The organism is Ruegeria sp. AM5 (assembly GCF_056540645.1).
Genome location: NZ_JBQFXC010000001.1, coordinates 1,065,454 through 1,082,426, shown reverse-complemented (window position 1 = coordinate 1,082,426; position 16,973 = coordinate 1,065,454). Strand labels below are relative to the sequence as shown.

Genomic DNA, 16,973 nt, shown 5'->3' with positions numbered 1-16,973 from the left:
CGCTTGGCCGCGTCTGGGGTTTTTTGTTTGCCTCCAATGCGGGGCTGAAAGGAATGAGATGAGCGAGAGCTGGAACAAACGCACCCAAGCCGTCCATGGCGGCATCCGTCGCAGTCAGTACAATGAGGTTTCTGAGTCGATCTTTCTGACGCAGGGGTTTGTCTACGATAACGCCGAGCAGGCCGAGGCCCGGTTTATTGAAAGCGGCCCGGATGAGTTCATCTATGCCCGCTACGGCAACCCCACCGTGTCGATGTTCGAGCAGCGTATCGCAGCTTTGGAAGGCGGCGAGGATGCGTTTGCCACCGCTTCAGGTATGGCCGCTGTGAACGGTGCGCTGACTTCGATGCTGCGGGCGGGCGACCATGTGGTTTCAGCCAAGGCGCTTTTTGGGTCCTGTCTGTATATCCTTGAAAACATCCTGACGCGTTATGGCGTTGAGGTGACCTTTGTAGACGGCACCGATCTGGACGCGTGGGAGGTCGCGATCCGGCCTGACACCAAGGCAGTGTTTTTTGAATCCATGTCGAACCCGACGCTTGAAGTGATCGACATCACGTCCGTGTCTAAGCTGGCCCATGCGGTGGGTGCGGTTGTAATCGTGGACAACGTGTTCTCGACACCCGTGTTCTCGCGCGCGATCGAACAGGGAGCCGACGTGGTGGTCTATTCGGCGACCAAGCATATCGACGGGCAGGGCCGGGCGCTGGGCGGCGTGATCATCGGCACTAAGGAATTCATCCGTGGCACGGTCGAGCCTTACATGAAGCACACCGGCGGTGCGCTTAGCCCGTTCAGCGCTTGGATCATGGTCAAAGGTCTTGAAACTATGGCCCTGCGCGTAAACGCGCAAGCCGACAGCGCGCAGAAGATTGCAGAAGCTTTAGAAGGGCATTCTGCATTGGAGCGGACTCTGTATCCCGGGCTGAGAACCCATGCGCAAAACGCGTTGGTGCAAGAGCAGCTGGGCGGCAAGGGCGGTACGGTTCTGTCGCTGGACATCAAGGGCGGCAAAGCGGCGGCGTTTGCTTTCCTGAATGCGCTGACGATCCCTGTGATCTCGAACAATCTGGGCGATGCCAAGTCGATCGCAACGCACCCGGCCACCACAACGCACCAGCGTCTGAGTGACGAACAACGCGATGAGTTGGGTATCACGCCGGGCCTGATCCGCCTTTCGGTTGGGCTTGAGGATGCCGGTGATTTGCTGGCGGATATCCAGCGCGCGCTAGACGTATCTCAGGGCTAGTGATGCGCCGGGAATGCACCATCAGGCGGATGTGATCCGCCTGATCCGGCGCATTTGGTTGTAAAATGACGATTTCTTGCCTCGAATTTCGATCCGGACTGCTATTCCGCGCGTATCGTTCAGGACTGGTAATTAAACCTCGGTGGTATATAACCGTCGGCCTAGCAAGGGATCCGTGCCAATGAACATTCATCCGCGCGACATCAACGAGACACCCGATCACGATCAGGCCGCAGCAGCGCTCAAGGTGCTGCGCGAATGGGCGAAATCAGCCTCGGCGGCCGAGATCAGTCAACTGGACCCGGCCATTGCGCAGCTTGTCCCGGGGCTGTTGCCGTCAAACTATCCAGCCCTGTCGCGCGAATATCCCCACGAGTTCGAGGCGGATGCAGCCTACAAGGCCACATTGCCGGATCTGCAAAACGGTCCGTCCAGCCTGATCCGGGGTTCGAAGCAGCAGATCCAGCATGTCGGCATCTCGAATTTCCGTCTGCCGATCCGGTTCCATCGCAAAAGCGGTGCCGAGCTGACACTTGAGACCTCGGTCACCGGGTCTGTCAGCCTTGAGGCCGAGAAGAAGGGCATCAACATGTCTCGTATCATGCGGTCCTTCTACAAGCACGCCGAGCGCACCTTTAGTTTTGAGGTGATGGAGGCAGCGCTGAACGACTATCTGACTGATCTGGATAGTTTGGATGCGCGCATACAGATGCGGTTTTCCTATCCCGATCGGATTGAGAGCCTGCGTTCGGGCTTGTCCGGATACCAGTATTACGACATCGCGCTGGAACTGGTTGATCAAGGCGGAGAACGTCTGAAGATTATGCATCTGGACTATGTCTATTCGTCCACATGCCCCTGTTCATTGGAACTGAGCGAACACGCGCGCGCAACCCGCGGGCAGTTGGCGACGCCGCATTCCCAGCGCTCGGTGGCGCGGATTTCGGTGGTTATCGATTGCAACGCCGATTGTCTGTGGTTCGAAGACCTGATCGCGCTGTGCCGCCGCGCGGTGCCAACCGAAACTCAGGTGATGGTCAAGCGCGAAGATGAACAGGCCTTTGCGGAACTGAACGCTGCCAATCCCATATTCGTGGAAGATGCCGCGCGTCTGTTCTGCGCCGAGCTGCAGGCCGATCATCATGTCGGCGATTTCCGTGTGATCGCCAGCCATCAGGAAAGCCTGCACAGCCATGATGCGGTCTCGATTCTAACCGAAGGTCCAACCTTCGAAACCGCGAGCCTGGACCCGCGTTTGTTCACGACGCTGTTTCATGTGGGCTGATTGACCCTGCGGAAGCTGCTGGAAAAACAGTCAAAAATCCTGCATGGGCGCTTTTTTGCCGCATTGCAGCAAGAAATGCTGCATCCGCACCCTGAATTGCGCTAGATTGTCCCCGAGTGCAGCTGCTGCGCATCCGTAAAAACCGGGTCGCGCAGCCCGAAAGGAAACCGGGACGTGCAACGCCTTGGACCGCCAACCTGCAAATCCGCCCGGACGATTGGGGCGGGCGGGGTCCTTTACTCATCTACCCGCTGCCTCGGTTTTATCAGGAGAGACATGCAATGAATCCGATTACTCAACCGCTTGAGTTTCAGGCAGCGGCCATCCGGATGGCCGGTTACGCAATGACCAGCCAGATTGAGATCATGCAGATCATGACCCGCGCGGCGTTTGATCTGCCGATGGTACCTCTGCACGGATTGAAGACAGCCGAGGCACCCGCACCGGTTGCCCGCAAAGCGGCGACCCCAGCAACGCGAAAGCCAGCAAGACCGGTTGCAAAAGCCAAGGTTGCAGCAAAGCCTAAAGCCGCGCCGAAACCCAAAGCAGCACCAAAGCCGAAGGCGGCGGCTAAGCCTGCGGCGGAACCAGCGCCGAAAACGGCGGCTCCTAAGGTTGCGGCCGCTGCACCCAAGGCGGCCCCGGTAGCCAAACCGGCTATGAAAGCAGCACCGGCGAAGGCCAAAGTATCTGCAAAACCCGCCTCGAAAGCGGCCAAGCCAATATCAACGGCGGCCAAGCCGGTTGCGGAGTTCAAATCTTCAGCACAAGCCAAGGCACAACCGGCAGCCGCAGCGCCGAAAGCATCAGCAAACACGGCAAAAGCGGCGCCCAAGGCACCTGCGGCAGCTAAGCCCGCCCCAGCAAAGTCCGCCCCGGCAAAAGCTGCGCCTCAGGCCACAGTGGCTCCGAAACCTGCCGCTGCAAAACCTGCGACGAAGAAACCCGCAGCTGCGTCGGCTGAGCAGGCCAAACCAGCACCGCGTCGCGCACGCGCCCCGTCGAAGCCACCCGCGATGCCGGGCGTTGAGATAAAATCCGACAGTTAACACGGATCATCTGCTTGACACCGTCGGGCTGGCGCGCCAACGCTGCCCGTCATGATGGATCTTCGCCCGGTCGGATATGTGATTGGCCTGCTGGTCGCCATTCTAGGGGCGACCATGCTACTGCCCATGCTTGTCGACATGATCGAGGGGCGGGGCGAGTGGCATGTTTTCTTTGAAAGCGCGGTCATCACACTGCTGACTGGCAGTGTTCTTGCGATGAGTTGTTCCAACGGGGTGGGCGAAGGTCTGACCATCCGTCAGACCTTTTTGCTGACCTCGGGTGTCTGGGTGGCGTTGCCGGTTTTTGGCGCAATTCCGTTTCTGTTCGGCGAAACTGAACTGCGTTTCGTCGATGCCTATTTCGAGGCGATGTCGGGGCTGACCACCACAGGTTCAACCGTGATCTCGGGGCTAGACGAACTGCCACAGGGCTTGTTGCTCTGGCGGGGCGTTTTGCAATGGTTGGGGGGCATCGGAATCATCGTCGTGGCGATGGTGTTCCTACCCGAGCTGCGCGTTGGTGGGATGCAGATCTTCCGCTCGGAAGGGTTTGAAACTATGGGGAAAATTCTTCCCCGCGCGCAAGAGATCGCCGGGCAGATTTCCTTGATCTACGTATTTCTGACGGTGGTCTGCGCATTGGTCTATGCCGGTTTCGGCATGAGCTTTTTTGACGCCGTCGTGCATGCCATGACCACAATCGCTACGGGCGGGTTTTCAAACTATGACAGCTCTTTCGCCCGGTTTTCGGGACCTCTGGAATATGCCGCTGCCATCTTCATGATCCTCGCGGCGCTGCCATTTGTGCGGTATGTGCAATTGGCCAATGGTCACACAAGCTCGTTGTGGAAAGACAGCCAGATTCGGGCGTTTCTGGCAACCATCGTGGTTCTGGTTGTGACTATGTCGATCTTCCTGACTTCGGTTTTTCCGCACCATTGGGAGCAGGCGTTCCGCGAGTCGCTGTTCAACATCACATCGATCATTTCGGGCACCGGGTACGCGAGTGTCGACTATATGGGCTGGGGCAGTTTCCCGGTCATGTTGTTCTTCCTGATCGGATTGATTGGCGGTTGCGCGGGGTCCACCGCGTGTTCGATCAAGGTGTTCCGCTATCAATTGCTGTTTGCGTCGATTAAAACCCAGCTCAGCCGAATTCGTTCGCCGCATGGTGTGTTCGTGCCGCGCTATGATGGACGACCGATCAGTCGCGACGTGCTGACCTCGGTCATGAGTTTCTTCATGTTCTTTGCACTATCGATGGGGGTTCTGTCGTGGGCGCTGGCCCTGACTGGGTTGGACTTTATCACCTCGGTATCGGGGGCCGCGACGGCACTGGCTAATGTTGGGCCGGGACTGGGGGAACAGATCGGGCCAGCAGGCAACTTTGCGGGGCTGAATGACGGTGCCAAGTGGCTGCTGACGATTGGGATGCTGGTCGGACGCCTTGAACTGCTGGCTGTCTACGCAATCTTTACCGTTCAATTCTGGAGAGGCTAATGAAACGACCCCTTGGGGCGCAGATCTCGCACATGCTTAAGGATCGTGGCGTTGACGTGATCTTTGGCATACCGGGCGTGCATAATCAGGAGATGTATCGCGGTATCGAAGAGGCCGGGATCACGCATGTTCTGGCCCGGCACGAGCAGGGGGCCGGTTTCATGGCCGATGGATATGCCCGCGCGTCTGGCAAGCCGGGGGTGGCCTATGTGATCACCGGACCGGGCCTGTGCAACATTATGACGCCGATGGGGCAGGCTTATTCGGATTCGGTGCCGATGCTGGTGTTGTCTTCTTGCCTCGAAGAGACACAAGCACTGCGTGGCCAATTGCATCAGATGAAGGATCAGCGCGCTGCGGCCGAGACAGTTACAGACTGGTCCTGTCAGGCGAACAATGCCCAGGCTGCCTATGGTCTGATCGAGCGCGCCTTCGAAGAGTTTGAGCTGTCGCGCCCGCGACCGAAACACATTCAGGTACCCATCGCGCAATTGGAGGCCGAGGCAGCGCCTGCGCCTTTTCCAAACCAGCCTTCCTTGCGCAACCAGACTGTTCCACCGGATGTGGCACCGGTTCTGTCGCTGCTGAATATCGCGCAGCGGCCTTTGTTCATATTAGGCGGCGGGTGCCGGTCTAACCTTTGGCGACAGATCCTGACCCAGTTGGGGGCGGCGTGCTTCACGACGTATGCCGGTCGCGGGCTGGCCGGGTCCGATTATCCGCTGGATTTCGGATCGATGCTGCCACGACCGGGCAGCGCCAAAGTAATTGCCTCGGCTGATCTTGTCGTTGTTGTCGGTGCTGAACTGGGCGAGGTTGATCTGTGGCGCCATGATCTGGGCCACAACGCAACTATGGTGCGTGTTGATCTGGACCCGCAAGTGCTGTCAGACCACAATCGTGCGGCTGTCAAACTGCAGGCAGATGGTGAGAGTTTTGCGCATGCGCTGTGGGCAGTGTCCGATCAGGTAAAACCAGCCGCTGGTTGGTCTGCGGACGAGGTGCGCGAGGCGCGCGCACGCTGGCGGGCCGAGGTAGATGCCGAGCGCCCGGGCATTGTCCCCGTGGTCGATGCACTCAGGGCGGCCATGCCCTTGGATACGATGATTTATTCGGACATGACCCAATTCGCGTATGTCGCGAAAGAAGTCTGGGACATGGGCTTTCCTTATCATTGGCACCACCCGACTGGATTTGGCACGCTGGGGTACGCCCTGCCAGCCGGGATCGGTGGTGCAGTAGCACGGCGGGGCAAACCCACAGCGGTCATCGCGGGTGACTATGGTTTTCACTACACAATGCAAGAGCTTGGGGTTGCTGTCGAACTCGGCCTGCCGCTACCCATCATTCTGTGGGACAATGGTAAACTCAAAGAGATTGAAGAGAGCATGGTGCGCGGACAGATCGCGCCCAATGCGGTGATCGCGCGAAACCCGGATTTCTGCAAACTGGCCGAGGCGTTCGGGGCGCTGTCAGCTGCACCGAAGACGCTGGATGAGATGCAGGCCGCAGTGCGCGCCGCCTTTCAGGCCGAGGTTCCCACATTGATACGGGTCACACCGGATATCCTGTAAACCTATGAAAAAAGGCGTGCACCTTCGTGCAGCGCCTTTTCCCTGAACCTGATTGTTCAGTCCCAGCAGTGAACCAGAACGGTCATTCCGTTGGCTCTGCGGCTCAGTTCGTTGGGTGAAATCTGGGCTGAGCCTTGCGCGGGCTGACCTGAGATGCCCGCCTTGGTCAGAACCTCGGTCAGACGTGCCACATTCGCCGCAAGGCTGACCGAGTCGGGCAGGGTACGCCCATCGGAAGGGGCAGGTAGCAACATGCCAACAACGCTGCCGCTATCGTCAAAAACAGGTCCTCCCGCGTCGCCGGGCTGGGCGGACAGTGCAAGGCGTTTGACGCCATCTTCTCCATTCAGGCCGCGGATATCAGCGATTTCGCCAAAGGTCAGAGTAGGGGCACCCAACGCGCCTTCGTAAGAAAAGCCCGAAACAGCGACCTGAGACTGAATACGCGGAACGCCCGCGCGGAACTCGGCAACACTGATCGGGGCAAGGGTCTGGCTAGGACGCAGCACAGCGACACCAAGGTCGGCATCCTGCCAAGCCAGCTGAACCTCTTGGTCTCCGTCCAGCGTGATGCGGGTGCAGCTTTCAGCGGCCTCGGTAACCGTCAGAACCGTACCATCAGCGTCGGCGAAGAAGCCCGATCGCGATAGCCGCGGTTTGCGGATTTGCAGTCCTGACATCAAATCGATGCGCTGGTCGGCATCCGCTCCGGCACCGGCATCCAGTACGGCATCGGTCGTGGCAAAGCTTGCGCGCATCGCGGCCAGAACTCGGGCACGGCGAGCCTCATCCCCGGCAGGCCAGACCAGCGTGAAACCTTTGATCTTGCCGTCTTTCAGAGCTGCTTGCGTGAACGAGGTCATGCCATTTCCGCGCCCTTCAATCGTGAAGCTGTTGCCCCGCAGGCTGCGCTCACCGTCCAGAGGAACGATTTCAAGCGACTGCATCACTTGATAGAGCGCCCGCAGGGTTGCGGCAGAGCCTTCCTGCGAGATCAGCAGCGCCTTGGCGTCCAGATCAGAAGTGGGGTTGAAATGGGCAAAGGGTGCCTCGTAACGGTCAAAGCCCAAGACGCCTATTGGCATGTCCAGTTCGATCCCGGCTTGCGGGTCGGAATAGCGTGCCATCCCGACGCTGATCAGTGGAGCGTTGTAGTCATCCATCAGGGTTTTGCGCTGCAGCGTGGTCAGAACGCCAGTCGCGTCGAACCCGTTGGAACGTTGCCAATCGCCCATCGAGCGGCGGGTGCCCTGACCAAAGGCTCCGTCAATTGTTGAATTGTAGAACCCGGCTGCCTGCAACGCGGTTTGCAGGTCTCTGCGCTCTTGCGCGGTCAAAAGGCGTTCGCCTTGCAGAGCCTGCGAACGGGTTTCATCTGCGTCCTGCAGGGTAAGACCGGCCAAGGGCTGCTCTGGCTGCGGCTCGGGCTGGATCGGGGCGGTGACGACGCCGCGGTTCAGGATGTTGGCACCGATGGGCCAGAACTGTTGCCCCAGCGCGCTGGAGAATGCGATGAAACTGTCCGATGGGATCTGACGCTCGGCCCGGTAAACGCGCAGCACCTGTTCGGCGTCGTCGCGTAAATAGGGCCCGATAACAATGGCATACCAGCCGGAATTCAGCCGAAACCCGTTCACATCGGGCAGTGCGTTCGCATAGACCTGCGCCCGTTCCTGCGCCTCGCGCAGCGACGGCTGCGCCTCGATCTGAACAAAGACGCCCGCATCTTGCTGGGCAAAAGCGGCGCGCAGGCCGAAGAAGATAAAGAATGTAATAACAGTAAATACGCGTGTCATTGTCTGCCCGTGTTCTGCAGTGTTTTCACTTTGGCGCAGATTACGCGGAATCGTGGTCCGATTGCCATGCCCGGAATACGGGGAATTCTGTGTGTGGCCGCTCAGCGACAGAGTGGCCGATTGGCCCGTTGACGCCCTTGGATGCCTTGCATAGGAAGGGCCGAACCCACCGGAACCGGGCGCTTGGGCGTCCAAGGGAATTGTCATGACCGAACCCAATAGCGCACCACGTTCATTTCAAGAGATTATCCTAAGGCTTCAGTCCTATTGGGCGTCGAAAGGTTGTGCGATCCTACAGCCCTATGACATGGAGGTCGGCGCAGGTACGTTCCATCCAGCAACCACGTTGCGCGCTTTGGGGTCCAAGGCTTGGTCAGCGGCCTACGTTCAGCCCTCGCGTCGCCCGACAGACGGACGTTATGGCGAAAACCCGAACCGGTTGCAGCATTACTATCAATACCAGGTGCTGATCAAACCCAGCCCGCCGGATCTGCAAGAGCTGTATCTGGGCAGCCTTGAGGCCATCGGCATCGACATGGATCTGCACGACATCCGCTTTGTCGAGGATGACTGGGAAAGCCCCACCCTGGGTGCTTGGGGGCTGGGCTGGGAGGTCTGGTGTGACGGCATGGAAGTCAGCCAGTTCACCTATTTCCAGCAGGTCGGCGGCCATGAGTGTGCGCCGGTTTCGGGTGAGCTGACCTATGGTCTGGAACGTCTGTCCATGTATGTACTGGGCATCGACCATGTGATGGACATGCCCTTCAACGATCCTCAGTCGCCCAGCCCGCTGACCTATGGCGACATCTTCAAGCAGACCGAAGAGGAATACGCCCGCTGGAACTTCGATATTGCCAATACCGAGGTCCTGCTGCGTCATTTCGAAGAGGCTGAAACCGAATGCGCGACCATTCTGGCGCAGGAACATGACGACCCGAAGACGGGCAAGCGCATCATCATGGCGCATCCCGCATATGATCAGTGCATCAAGGCCAGCCACATCTTCAACTTGCTGGACGCCCGCGGGGTGATTTCGGTTACCGAAAGACAGGCCTATATCGGCCGCGTTCGCGCATTGGCCAAGCAATGCGCAGATGCGTTCGTGCAGACCGAGGCTGCCGGGTTCGAAGCTTGATGCAGCGCCTAGGCCAGTCCGGGCAACAACGCCTTCAGGCCGTCTGCGATCATGCTGATTGCGATAGCCGCAAGGATCATGCCCATGAAGCGGCTCATTATCACTCGGGCATTGTCCGACAGCCGCTTAGCCAACGCCGATGCGTTCCAGAACGTGATCAAAAGCAAGGCCACCACGAACAGAAATACACCTGCATAGACAACGGCTTCGACCGGGGTTTTGATGTGGTGCGCATAAAGGATCAGTGTTGTGATTGTTCCGGGGCCGACCAGAATGGGAAAAGCCAAGGGATAGAACGCAACGGTCTCGGGCGCGGGATAGGATTTCTTTTCTCCGTCGGTTCCATGATGCGAGCTGCTCTGGTTCCCGTTCAGCATGTTCAGGCCGATCATCAGTACAACAAGGCCACCGGCGACGCGCAGGTCATCGACGCTGATGCCAAAGAGCCCAAGCGCGTGACTGCCGATCGCAGCGAAGGCGCCACCGAGGATCGTGCAATAAAGCGCAGTCTTCACAGCCACTTTGCGTTGATCCGAAATGGGCAGGTCTTGCGTTACACTCAGGAACACAGGCAAGTTGGTAATCGGATTCATGATTGCAAAAAGCGCGCCAAAGAATCCGACGGCAAGAGTGGTTTCCATGCGAGTAGCCTCGTTTCTGACCGTACTGCTTGGGAACCTGTCTTATTTTCTATGAACTTGAAAGAGGTGGCGTAAACGATGACTGGAAAATTGGTTGCGCTAATCCTTCTGATTTCTGGCTTTCTGGCCGGTGCTGGGATGTATTACCTGCAGGTTTATGGGTTCTATTATGAGGTAGAACCGCGCCCGGGCCAGGATGTGGTCCTGCTGGCGCAAGGGGCGGAAGCGCCCGAAGCCATCGCCTATACTGGGTTTAAGGCCATTGACGCCGACAGTTCTCCGATCCGGTATCGGGCCTGTTTCGAAACCGAGTTAAGGCCGGATCAGATGGTGGATTTTACCCCTGTCGAGAACCCCGAGCCATTGACCGCACCGGGATGGTTTGACTGCTACGACGCAGTTGCGCTGGCCGACGTATTGAAATCGGGTCAAGCACAGGCTTTCTTGGGCACCAAGAACATCCATTATGGTGTCGACCGGATCGTTGCCATTACACAGGATGGTAAAGGCTACGTCTGGCATGCGCTGAACAATTGCGGTGAAAAAGCCTATGACGGCACGGTTGTGGGCGAGGAGTGCCCACCCAGGCCCGAGGGCTGATGCAGATGGGGATGGTCGTTGAGATACCGGAGTTCCTGACAGCAACGCTGGGCTTTGCGGTCTATCTGCTGGGGGCAGAGATCAACGCCCGTGTCGCACAATTGCGCAGCTTCAACATCCCCGAGCCGGTAACCGGGGGCCTTCTGGCCTCGCTCGTGGTATTGGCGCTGTATCTTGGTTTCGGCATTGAGCTATCCTTTGGCTTGACCGCACGAGACTTTCTATTGGTTCTGTTCTTTGCCGGGATTGGTCTAAATGCCCGTCTGTCCGATTTGATCGCGGGTGGCAAGCCTTTGCTTTTGCTTCTGATTTTGACGCTTCTGACCATCTTTGCGCAAAACGTGATCGGCGCAGTGGGGGCCGCGATGTTCGGTTATCCGGCGCAAGCCGGGGTGCTGTTCGGGTCTGCTGCGCTGATCGGGGGGCACGGAACCGCGATCGCCTGGGCCCCCGAAGTTGCGGGCGCCACCGGTTTGAGTGGCGCAACCGAGTTGGGGGTGGCCGTGGCCACATTGGGTCTCGTGCTGGCCGCTCTGGTCGGGGGGCCGATTGCGCGGCTGCTGATCGAGGGGCGCAATCTCAGCCCCGAACGCCCCGGGGAAGAGCATACGGTGGGTTTGCCCAATGAGGTCGACCAGAAATCCGAGATTGATCATCTGACAATCATGCGGGTGCTGCTGTATCTCAACCTCGCGATCATTTCAGGCGCGATCCTGAGCGAAGCAATCAGCGCCGCAGGGCTGAAACTGCCGTTGTTTGTGCCCTGCCTTATCATGGGGATCGTGATTGCCAATCTCCGCGCCATGTTCGCGCCGAATGCCAAGCCGGTCTCACGCACACCCTCGCTGGCGCTGATCTCGGAATTCGCGCTTGGTGCATTTCTGGCGATGTCGCTGATGAGCCTGCAACTGTGGACCATCGCCGAACTGGGCCTTGCGATTGCGGTGATCATGACCGCCCAGACCCTGTTTGCCGTGGTGTTCGTGATCTGGGTTCTGTTTCCGTTGATGGGATCGAATTACCGCGCCGCCGTTCTGGCCGCCGGGTTCGGAGGGTTCGCTCTGGGTGCTACCCCCACAGCTATCGCAAATATGACCGCCGTAACCAAGCGATATGGCCCGTCGCCTATTGCCTTTATCGTACTGCCCCTTGTATCCGCATTCTTTGTGGACATCGCCAATGCCATCGTCATCCAGACGATTGTCAATTTCTAAGGACCGAAAATGCCCGACCTGCTGATCGAACTGTTTTCCGAGGAAATCCCCGCGCGCATGCAGACCCGCGCCGGTGAAGACCTGAAAAAGCGGATCACCGATGGTCTGGTCGAAGGCGGTCTGACCTATGGCTCTGCCGCTGCGCTGACGACGCCGCGTCGCCTGACGCTGGCGGTTGAAGGCCTGCTGGCGGAAAGCCCGACAATCCGCGAAGAACGCAAAGGCCCAAAGGTCGGCGCGCCTGACAAAGCCATCGAAGGCTTTCTACGCGGCGCGGGACTGACCCGAGACCAGCTGGAAGAGCGCGACACGCCCAAAGGCGCAGTGTATTTCGCCACCATTGAAAAGGCGGGTCGTCCAGCAGCTGAAATCATCGCCGAGGTCTTAGAAGCTACCATTCGAAACTTCCCCTGGCCCAAATCCATGCGCTGGGGGGCTGGATCGATGCGGTGGGTACGGCCCTTGCACTCGATCCTTTGCATCCTGACCGATGAAGCAGGCGCGCAGGTCGTGCCGCTTGCGATCGAAGGGATCACGTCCGGTGATACGACTGAGGGCCATCGTTTCATGGCCCCGAACCGGTTTACGGTGACCTCGTTCGAGGATTATGCCGCCAAGCTGAAACGCGCCTTCGTGGTGCTGTCGCCCGAAGAGCGTGCCGAACATATCTGGAACGATGCCCAGAACATGGCCTTCGCCGCAGGTCTGGAAGTCGTCGACGACAAGGGTCTGCTGGCAGAAGTTGCCGGTCTGATCGAATGGCCCGTTGTGCTGATGGGGCAGATCGACGAGGAGTTTCTTGAGCTGCCGCCCGAGGTACTGCAGACCTCGATGAAAGAGCATCAGAAGTTCTTTTCTGTGAAGAACCCCAAGACGGGGCGGATCGAGCGCTTCATTACCGTCGCCAATCGCGAGACCGCCGATAACGGCGCGACCATTTTGGCGGGGAACCAGAAGGTTTTGTCGGCCCGTCTGGCCGATGCGAAATTCTTCTGGGAGAACGACCTGCGCGTTGCCAAGTCGGACATCGCCCAATGGACCCGCGCGTTGGAGAATGTGACTTTCCACAACAAGCTGGGCACTCAGGCGGAACGCATCGACCGCATTGCCGCGCTGGCCCGAGAACTGGCCCCGGTGGTCGGGGTGGATGCGGATCAGGCCGAGAAAGCCGCGCGTTTGGCCAAGGCTGATCTGAACTCCGAAATGGTCTATGAATTTCCTGAACTTCAAGGGCTTATGGGGCGGTATTATATCGAAGCGGCTGGCGAAGACGCTGCCGTCGCGGCTGTGGCGCAGGAGCATTACTCGCCGCTGGGGCCGTCGGATGACGTGCCGACCGCACCGCTGTCGGTGACCGTAGCGCTGGCCGACAAGCTAGATACGCTGACAGGATTTTGGGCGATTGATGAGAAACCAACCGGGTCGAAGGACCCGTTTGCTCTGCGTCGCGCGGCGTTAGGGGTAATTCGACTAATCGTGAATAATGATCTGCGTCTTCGGTTGGACCGTTTTTTCGATAGTCAACTGGTTCGATCAGAACGCGCTATCAATGAGGCTTTGCCCGAAGCGAATGTCCGCGATCTCCTGGAAGAAATCGCAAAACATGGTGTCTTTGGTGCTTCATTCCAGACTGTCAAAGAAAAGCTTGAAGGATCGCCCGCAGCAGCATTTCTTGAGCTTGAGAAAAAGGTTCCTGACGCGTCTGACGATCTTCTCTCTTTCTTCCACGACCGCCTCAAAGTCTTCCTCCGAGACGAAGGCATCCGCCATGATGTCATCGACGCTTGTATCGCGATGGAGGGGAATGACGACCTCAACCTGCTGGTCAAACGCGCCCGCGCTCTGAATGCGGTGATTGCGACCGAGGATGGAGAGAACCTCGTGCAGGGGTTCAAGCGTGCGAACAACATCCTGTCTCAGGCGGAAGAGAAGGATGGAGTCGAATACTCTTACGGCGCGGATGTGAAGTTTGCTGAAACTGACAGCGAAAAGGCACTGTTTGCAGCGCTTGACGCGGCAGAGGCCAAGATCGATCCCGCGCTGAAGGCCGAGGATTTCCCGACAGCGATGGCGGCAATGGCCGAACTGCGCGGGCCGGTGGATGCGTTCTTTGAGGACGTGCAGGTCAATACCGATAATGACATTCTGCGCCGCAACCGTCTGAACCTGCTGAGCCAGATCCGTAAGGTCTGCTCTAGCGTTGCTGATCTGACGCGTATCGAGGGATAACGCCCTTGCGCCAAGGGCGCAGGGGCTTATGCTGCGGTGAAACCAAAAGGTGCCGCAGTGCAGAATAATCCGCATACCACGCTTATCACTCCAAAAGCACCCGTTGCCGCCAATACCCATGGTGGCCGGGCAAAGTGCCTGCAACGACTGGTCCGGCTGGACATGCCGGTGCCGCGGACCGTGGCCCTTTCTTTTGACGCGGTGCAGCGAATTGCCCAGGGCGACATTCCGGACATCGCGGCCATTCTGGAACAGTTCGACGCCGAGTCATTGCTGTGTGTACGGCCCAGTTCGGAAGATCCTGACTGGGGTGGACCGGGGGCGGTGCTGAATATCGGCATGAACGATGCCCGATATCTGGATCGGTCTGCGGAAATGGGGGCGGATGCAGCGGCGGCGCTATATCTGCGGTTTGTGCAGAGCTATGCGCTCCATATTGCGCGTCTGGACCCTGACGTATTCGATACCATCGATGCGGATGGGCGCGAAGGGCTGAGCTTGTCCCTACGGGCGTATGAAGATGAAACCGACGAGGCCTTCCCGCAAGATCGAGGAGAGCAACTGATTGGTGTTCTGCGTTCGATGGCGCGTGCCTGGGATGGCACGTCGGCCCGGCTGCTGCGGCAGGCCAAGGGCGCACCTGCGGATGCCGGTTTGGGGCTGGTGATTCAAGAGATGATCCCGGGCGTCGGGCAGGGCGAATGCGGCTCGGGCGTATTGCAACTGATTGACCCTGCGACAGGCATGCCCCAGATCACGGGCCGGTATCTGAGCCAGAGCCAGGGGCGCGATGCGCTGGGGGAAGGTGTCGCTGCGCTGTATCTGGAAAAGGATGAACGCGGCCAATCGCTGGAGGATGTGGCGCCCGAGGCTTTTGCCGATCTCAAGGCCCACGCTGCGTTAATGCGCGAGAAGCTGCGCGAAGAGATGCAGGTCGAATTCGTGGTGCAGAACGGCAAGGTGCATATTCTGGACGGCGTGCGGGTTCCGCGCGGGTCGCGGGCCGGGATGCGGATCGCGGTGCGCTTGGCCGAAGACGGGATCATTCCGCCGCAAGAGGCCGTGATGCGGATCGACCCGCATTCGCTGAATGAACTTCTGCACCGGCAGGTCCATCCTGAGGCCGAGCGTGATGTGCTGACCACAGCCATCGCGGCCAGCCCCGGTGCAGCGACCGGTCGAATTGTCTTTACGGCTGCCGAAGCGCAGGCCAGCGCAGCGCGGGGGGAGCCCTGTATTCTTGTGCGCCGTGAAACCTCGCCCGAAGATGTGCGCGGAATGCATGCCGCAGTAGCTGTTCTGACCGAAAAGGGCGGGATCACCAGCCATGCGGCGGTGATTGGCCGTGGTCTGGGTCTACCGTGTATTGTCGGCGCGTCCGAAATGCGGTTTCAGACCAAGAAAAAGCTGCTAAGTGCACCGGATGGGCGTGTGTTCAAGACAGGCGATATTCTGACCATCGATGGGACTTCGGGTCAGGTATTGGCCGGACAACCCGAGATGCTTGAAGCGGCGCTGGATGATTGCTTTCAGACACTGATGAGCTGGGCCGATGCCGAGCGGGACATCGCCATCCGCGCCAACGCCGATACACCCGCTGACGCGCAAACTGCACGAAACTTCAAAGCAGAAGGGATCGGGTTGTGCCGAACGGAACACATGTTCTTCGATCCCGGTCGTTTGACCGTAATGCGCGAAATGATCTTTGCGCAGACCCCATCTGGACGCGCTGCTGTGTTGGAACGGTTGCTGCCGATGCAACGGCAGGATTTTGTGCAGTTGTTCCGGATTATGGAGGGGCAGCCGGTCTGCATCCGCCTGTTCGATCCGCCCTTGCACGAGTTTCTGCCCACTACGCGCACTGGTCAGCGCGAGCTGGCTGAGGCGCTGGATTTGCCAATCTCGGATGTCGAACGTCGGGTCGAGGCGATGAGCGAATACAACCCGATGCTGGGATTGCGCGGGGTTCGTCTGGGTGTCACCGTGCCGGAAATCTACGACATGCAGGCACGCGCGATCTTCGAGGCGACGGTTGAGGCCAGCAAAGAAGGTGCCCCTGTCGTACCCGAGGTCATGATCCCGCTGGTCTCGGCCAAGCGCGAGGTTGAACTGGTCAAAACACGCATCGATACTGTAGCGGCCGAGGTTGCCTCGGAGCAGGGGCAGGAGTTCGACTATCGATTGGGAGTGATGGTGGAAACGCCTCGGGCCTGTCTGCGCGCGAATGAGATTGCGCCACATTCCGCTTTCCTAAGCTTTGGAACAAACGACCTGACCCAGATGACCTACGGATTGTCGCGCGATGACGCGGGGCGCTTCATGTCGGCATATGTCCGCCAAGGCGTGTTTGGCGAAGATCCATTTCACGTTCTGGATGCAGATGGGGTAGGTGAATTGCTGAAGCTGGGGGCCGAGCGCGGGCGTCAAGCCCAACCAGACGTTACGCTTTCTGTCTGTGGCGAACATGGTGGTAACCCCGAATCAATCGCAATCTGCCGGTCACTTGGATTCGACTATGTGTCCTGTTCCCCTTTCCGGGTTCCTGTCGCTCGGCTGTCTGCCGCTCAACTGGCGATTTCGTCCAAACTTGGGGGTTGACTAACTGTCTCCTACCTAGAAATAGTGGCGTAAGAAACGTTCCGCTGTCGATAATAATTGGCGGCGTGAGCGGTTTTTCTCTTGCATTTTTTTCAGAACTGGA

General features: G+C 58.8%; 12 protein-coding genes. 10 read left to right on the top strand and 2 right to left on the bottom strand.

The window, feature by feature from the left end; translation table 11 throughout:
* Window positions 1–58 precede the first annotated feature (58 nt).
* The 5 genes from metZ (at window position 59) to ACR0AH_RS05425 (ending at window position 6,657) form a co-directional block, all read left to right on the top strand.
* A complete protein-coding gene (gene metZ, locus ACR0AH_RS05445; RefSeq protein WP_170421071.1) occupies window positions 59–1,249 on the top strand; it encodes an O-succinylhomoserine sulfhydrylase in 1,191 nt (396 codons plus the stop codon).
* A 181-nt stretch (window positions 1,250–1,430) separates the two neighbouring features.
* A complete protein-coding gene (folE2, locus tag ACR0AH_RS05440; protein WP_170404973.1) occupies window positions 1,431–2,534 on the top strand; it encodes a GTP cyclohydrolase FolE2 in 1,104 nt (367 codons plus the stop codon).
* Between the two features lie 281 nt (window positions 2,535–2,815).
* Complete coding sequence (locus ACR0AH_RS05435) at window positions 2,816–3,583, top strand: hypothetical protein (RefSeq protein ID WP_480590762.1); 768 nt, start codon at window positions 2,816–2,818, stop codon at window positions 3,581–3,583.
* A gap of 51 nt (window positions 3,584–3,634) precedes the next feature.
* Window positions 3,635–5,083 carry a TrkH family potassium uptake protein gene (locus tag ACR0AH_RS05430; protein WP_480590760.1) on the top strand — a complete coding sequence of 483 codons (1,449 nt, stop codon included), beginning with the start codon at window positions 3,635–3,637 and terminating at the stop codon, window positions 5,081–5,083.
* Entirely contained in the window at window positions 5,083–6,657 is a 1,575-nt protein-coding gene (locus tag ACR0AH_RS05425) for a thiamine pyrophosphate-binding protein (protein WP_480590758.1), read from the top strand. The genes ACR0AH_RS05430 and ACR0AH_RS05425 overlap by 1 nt, the downstream gene beginning before the upstream one ends.
* A 56-nt stretch (window positions 6,658–6,713) precedes the next feature.
* On the opposite strand, the gene ACR0AH_RS05420 is transcribed toward ACR0AH_RS05425, so the two are convergent.
* On the bottom strand, window positions 6,714–8,453 hold the full coding sequence (locus tag ACR0AH_RS05420; protein WP_480590869.1) for a serine protease: 1,740 nt from the start codon (window positions 8,451–8,453) through the stop codon (window positions 6,714–6,716).
* Between the two features lie 205 nt (window positions 8,454–8,658).
* Between ACR0AH_RS05420 and ACR0AH_RS05415 the strand changes: the two genes are divergently transcribed.
* A complete protein-coding gene (locus tag ACR0AH_RS05415; RefSeq protein ID WP_480590756.1) occupies window positions 8,659–9,588 on the top strand; it encodes a glycine--tRNA ligase subunit alpha in 930 nt (309 codons plus the stop codon).
* An 8-nt stretch (window positions 9,589–9,596) separates the two neighbouring features.
* On the opposite strand, the gene ACR0AH_RS05410 is transcribed toward ACR0AH_RS05415, so the two are convergent.
* A complete protein-coding gene (locus ACR0AH_RS05410) occupies window positions 9,597–10,229 on the bottom strand; it encodes a MarC family protein (RefSeq protein WP_170626061.1) in 633 nt (210 codons plus the stop codon).
* Window positions 10,230–10,307: 78 nt separating this feature from the next.
* Between ACR0AH_RS05410 and ACR0AH_RS05405 the strand changes: the two genes are divergently transcribed.
* The 4 genes from ACR0AH_RS05405 to ACR0AH_RS05390 are packed head-to-tail and all read left to right on the top strand — an operon-like array spanning window position 10,308 to window position 16,870.
* Window positions 10,308–10,829, top strand: coding sequence for a DUF6446 family protein (locus ACR0AH_RS05405; protein ID WP_170731879.1), 522 nt, complete (start codon window positions 10,308–10,310; stop codon window positions 10,827–10,829).
* Between the two features lie 5 nt (window positions 10,830–10,834).
* Window positions 10,835–12,043, top strand: coding sequence for a sodium/glutamate symporter (gene gltS / locus ACR0AH_RS05400; RefSeq protein ID WP_170732432.1), 1,209 nt, complete (start codon window positions 10,835–10,837; stop codon window positions 12,041–12,043).
* A gap of 9 nt (window positions 12,044–12,052) precedes the next feature.
* Window positions 12,053–14,272: a glycine--tRNA ligase subunit beta gene (glyS, locus tag ACR0AH_RS05395; RefSeq protein WP_480590754.1), complete on the top strand. Its 2,220-nt coding sequence runs from the start codon at window positions 12,053–12,055 to the stop codon at window positions 14,270–14,272.
* A gap of 36 nt (window positions 14,273–14,308) precedes the next feature.
* Complete coding sequence (locus tag ACR0AH_RS05390) at window positions 14,309–16,870, top strand: pyruvate, phosphate dikinase (protein WP_170393505.1); 2,562 nt, start codon at window positions 14,309–14,311, stop codon at window positions 16,868–16,870.
* Window positions 16,871–16,973: the final 103 nt, after the last annotated feature.

Coding starts and splice junctions, on each gene's coding strand:
- metZ (WP_170421071.1), top strand. CDS start 59: ATGAGCGAGAGCTGGAACAAACGCACCCAAGCCGTCCATGGCGGCATC.
- folE2 (WP_170404973.1), top strand. CDS start 1,431: ATGAACATTCATCCGCGCGACATCAACGAGACACCCGATCACGATCAG.
- ACR0AH_RS05435 (WP_480590762.1), top strand. CDS start 2,816: ATGAATCCGATTACTCAACCGCTTGAGTTTCAGGCAGCGGCCATCCGG.
- ACR0AH_RS05430 (WP_480590760.1), top strand. CDS start 3,635: ATGATGGATCTTCGCCCGGTCGGATATGTGATTGGCCTGCTGGTCGCC.
- ACR0AH_RS05425 (WP_480590758.1), top strand. CDS start 5,083: ATGAAACGACCCCTTGGGGCGCAGATCTCGCACATGCTTAAGGATCGT.
- ACR0AH_RS05420 (WP_480590869.1), bottom strand. CDS start 8,453: ATGACACGCGTATTTACTGTTATTACATTCTTTATCTTCTTCGGCCTG.
- ACR0AH_RS05415 (WP_480590756.1), top strand. CDS start 8,659: ATGACCGAACCCAATAGCGCACCACGTTCATTTCAAGAGATTATCCTA.
- ACR0AH_RS05410 (WP_170626061.1), bottom strand. CDS start 10,229: ATGGAAACCACTCTTGCCGTCGGATTCTTTGGCGCGCTTTTTGCAATC.
- ACR0AH_RS05405 (WP_170731879.1), top strand. CDS start 10,308: ATGACTGGAAAATTGGTTGCGCTAATCCTTCTGATTTCTGGCTTTCTG.
- gltS (WP_170732432.1), top strand. CDS start 10,835: ATGGGGATGGTCGTTGAGATACCGGAGTTCCTGACAGCAACGCTGGGC.
- glyS (WP_480590754.1), top strand. CDS start 12,053: ATGCCCGACCTGCTGATCGAACTGTTTTCCGAGGAAATCCCCGCGCGC.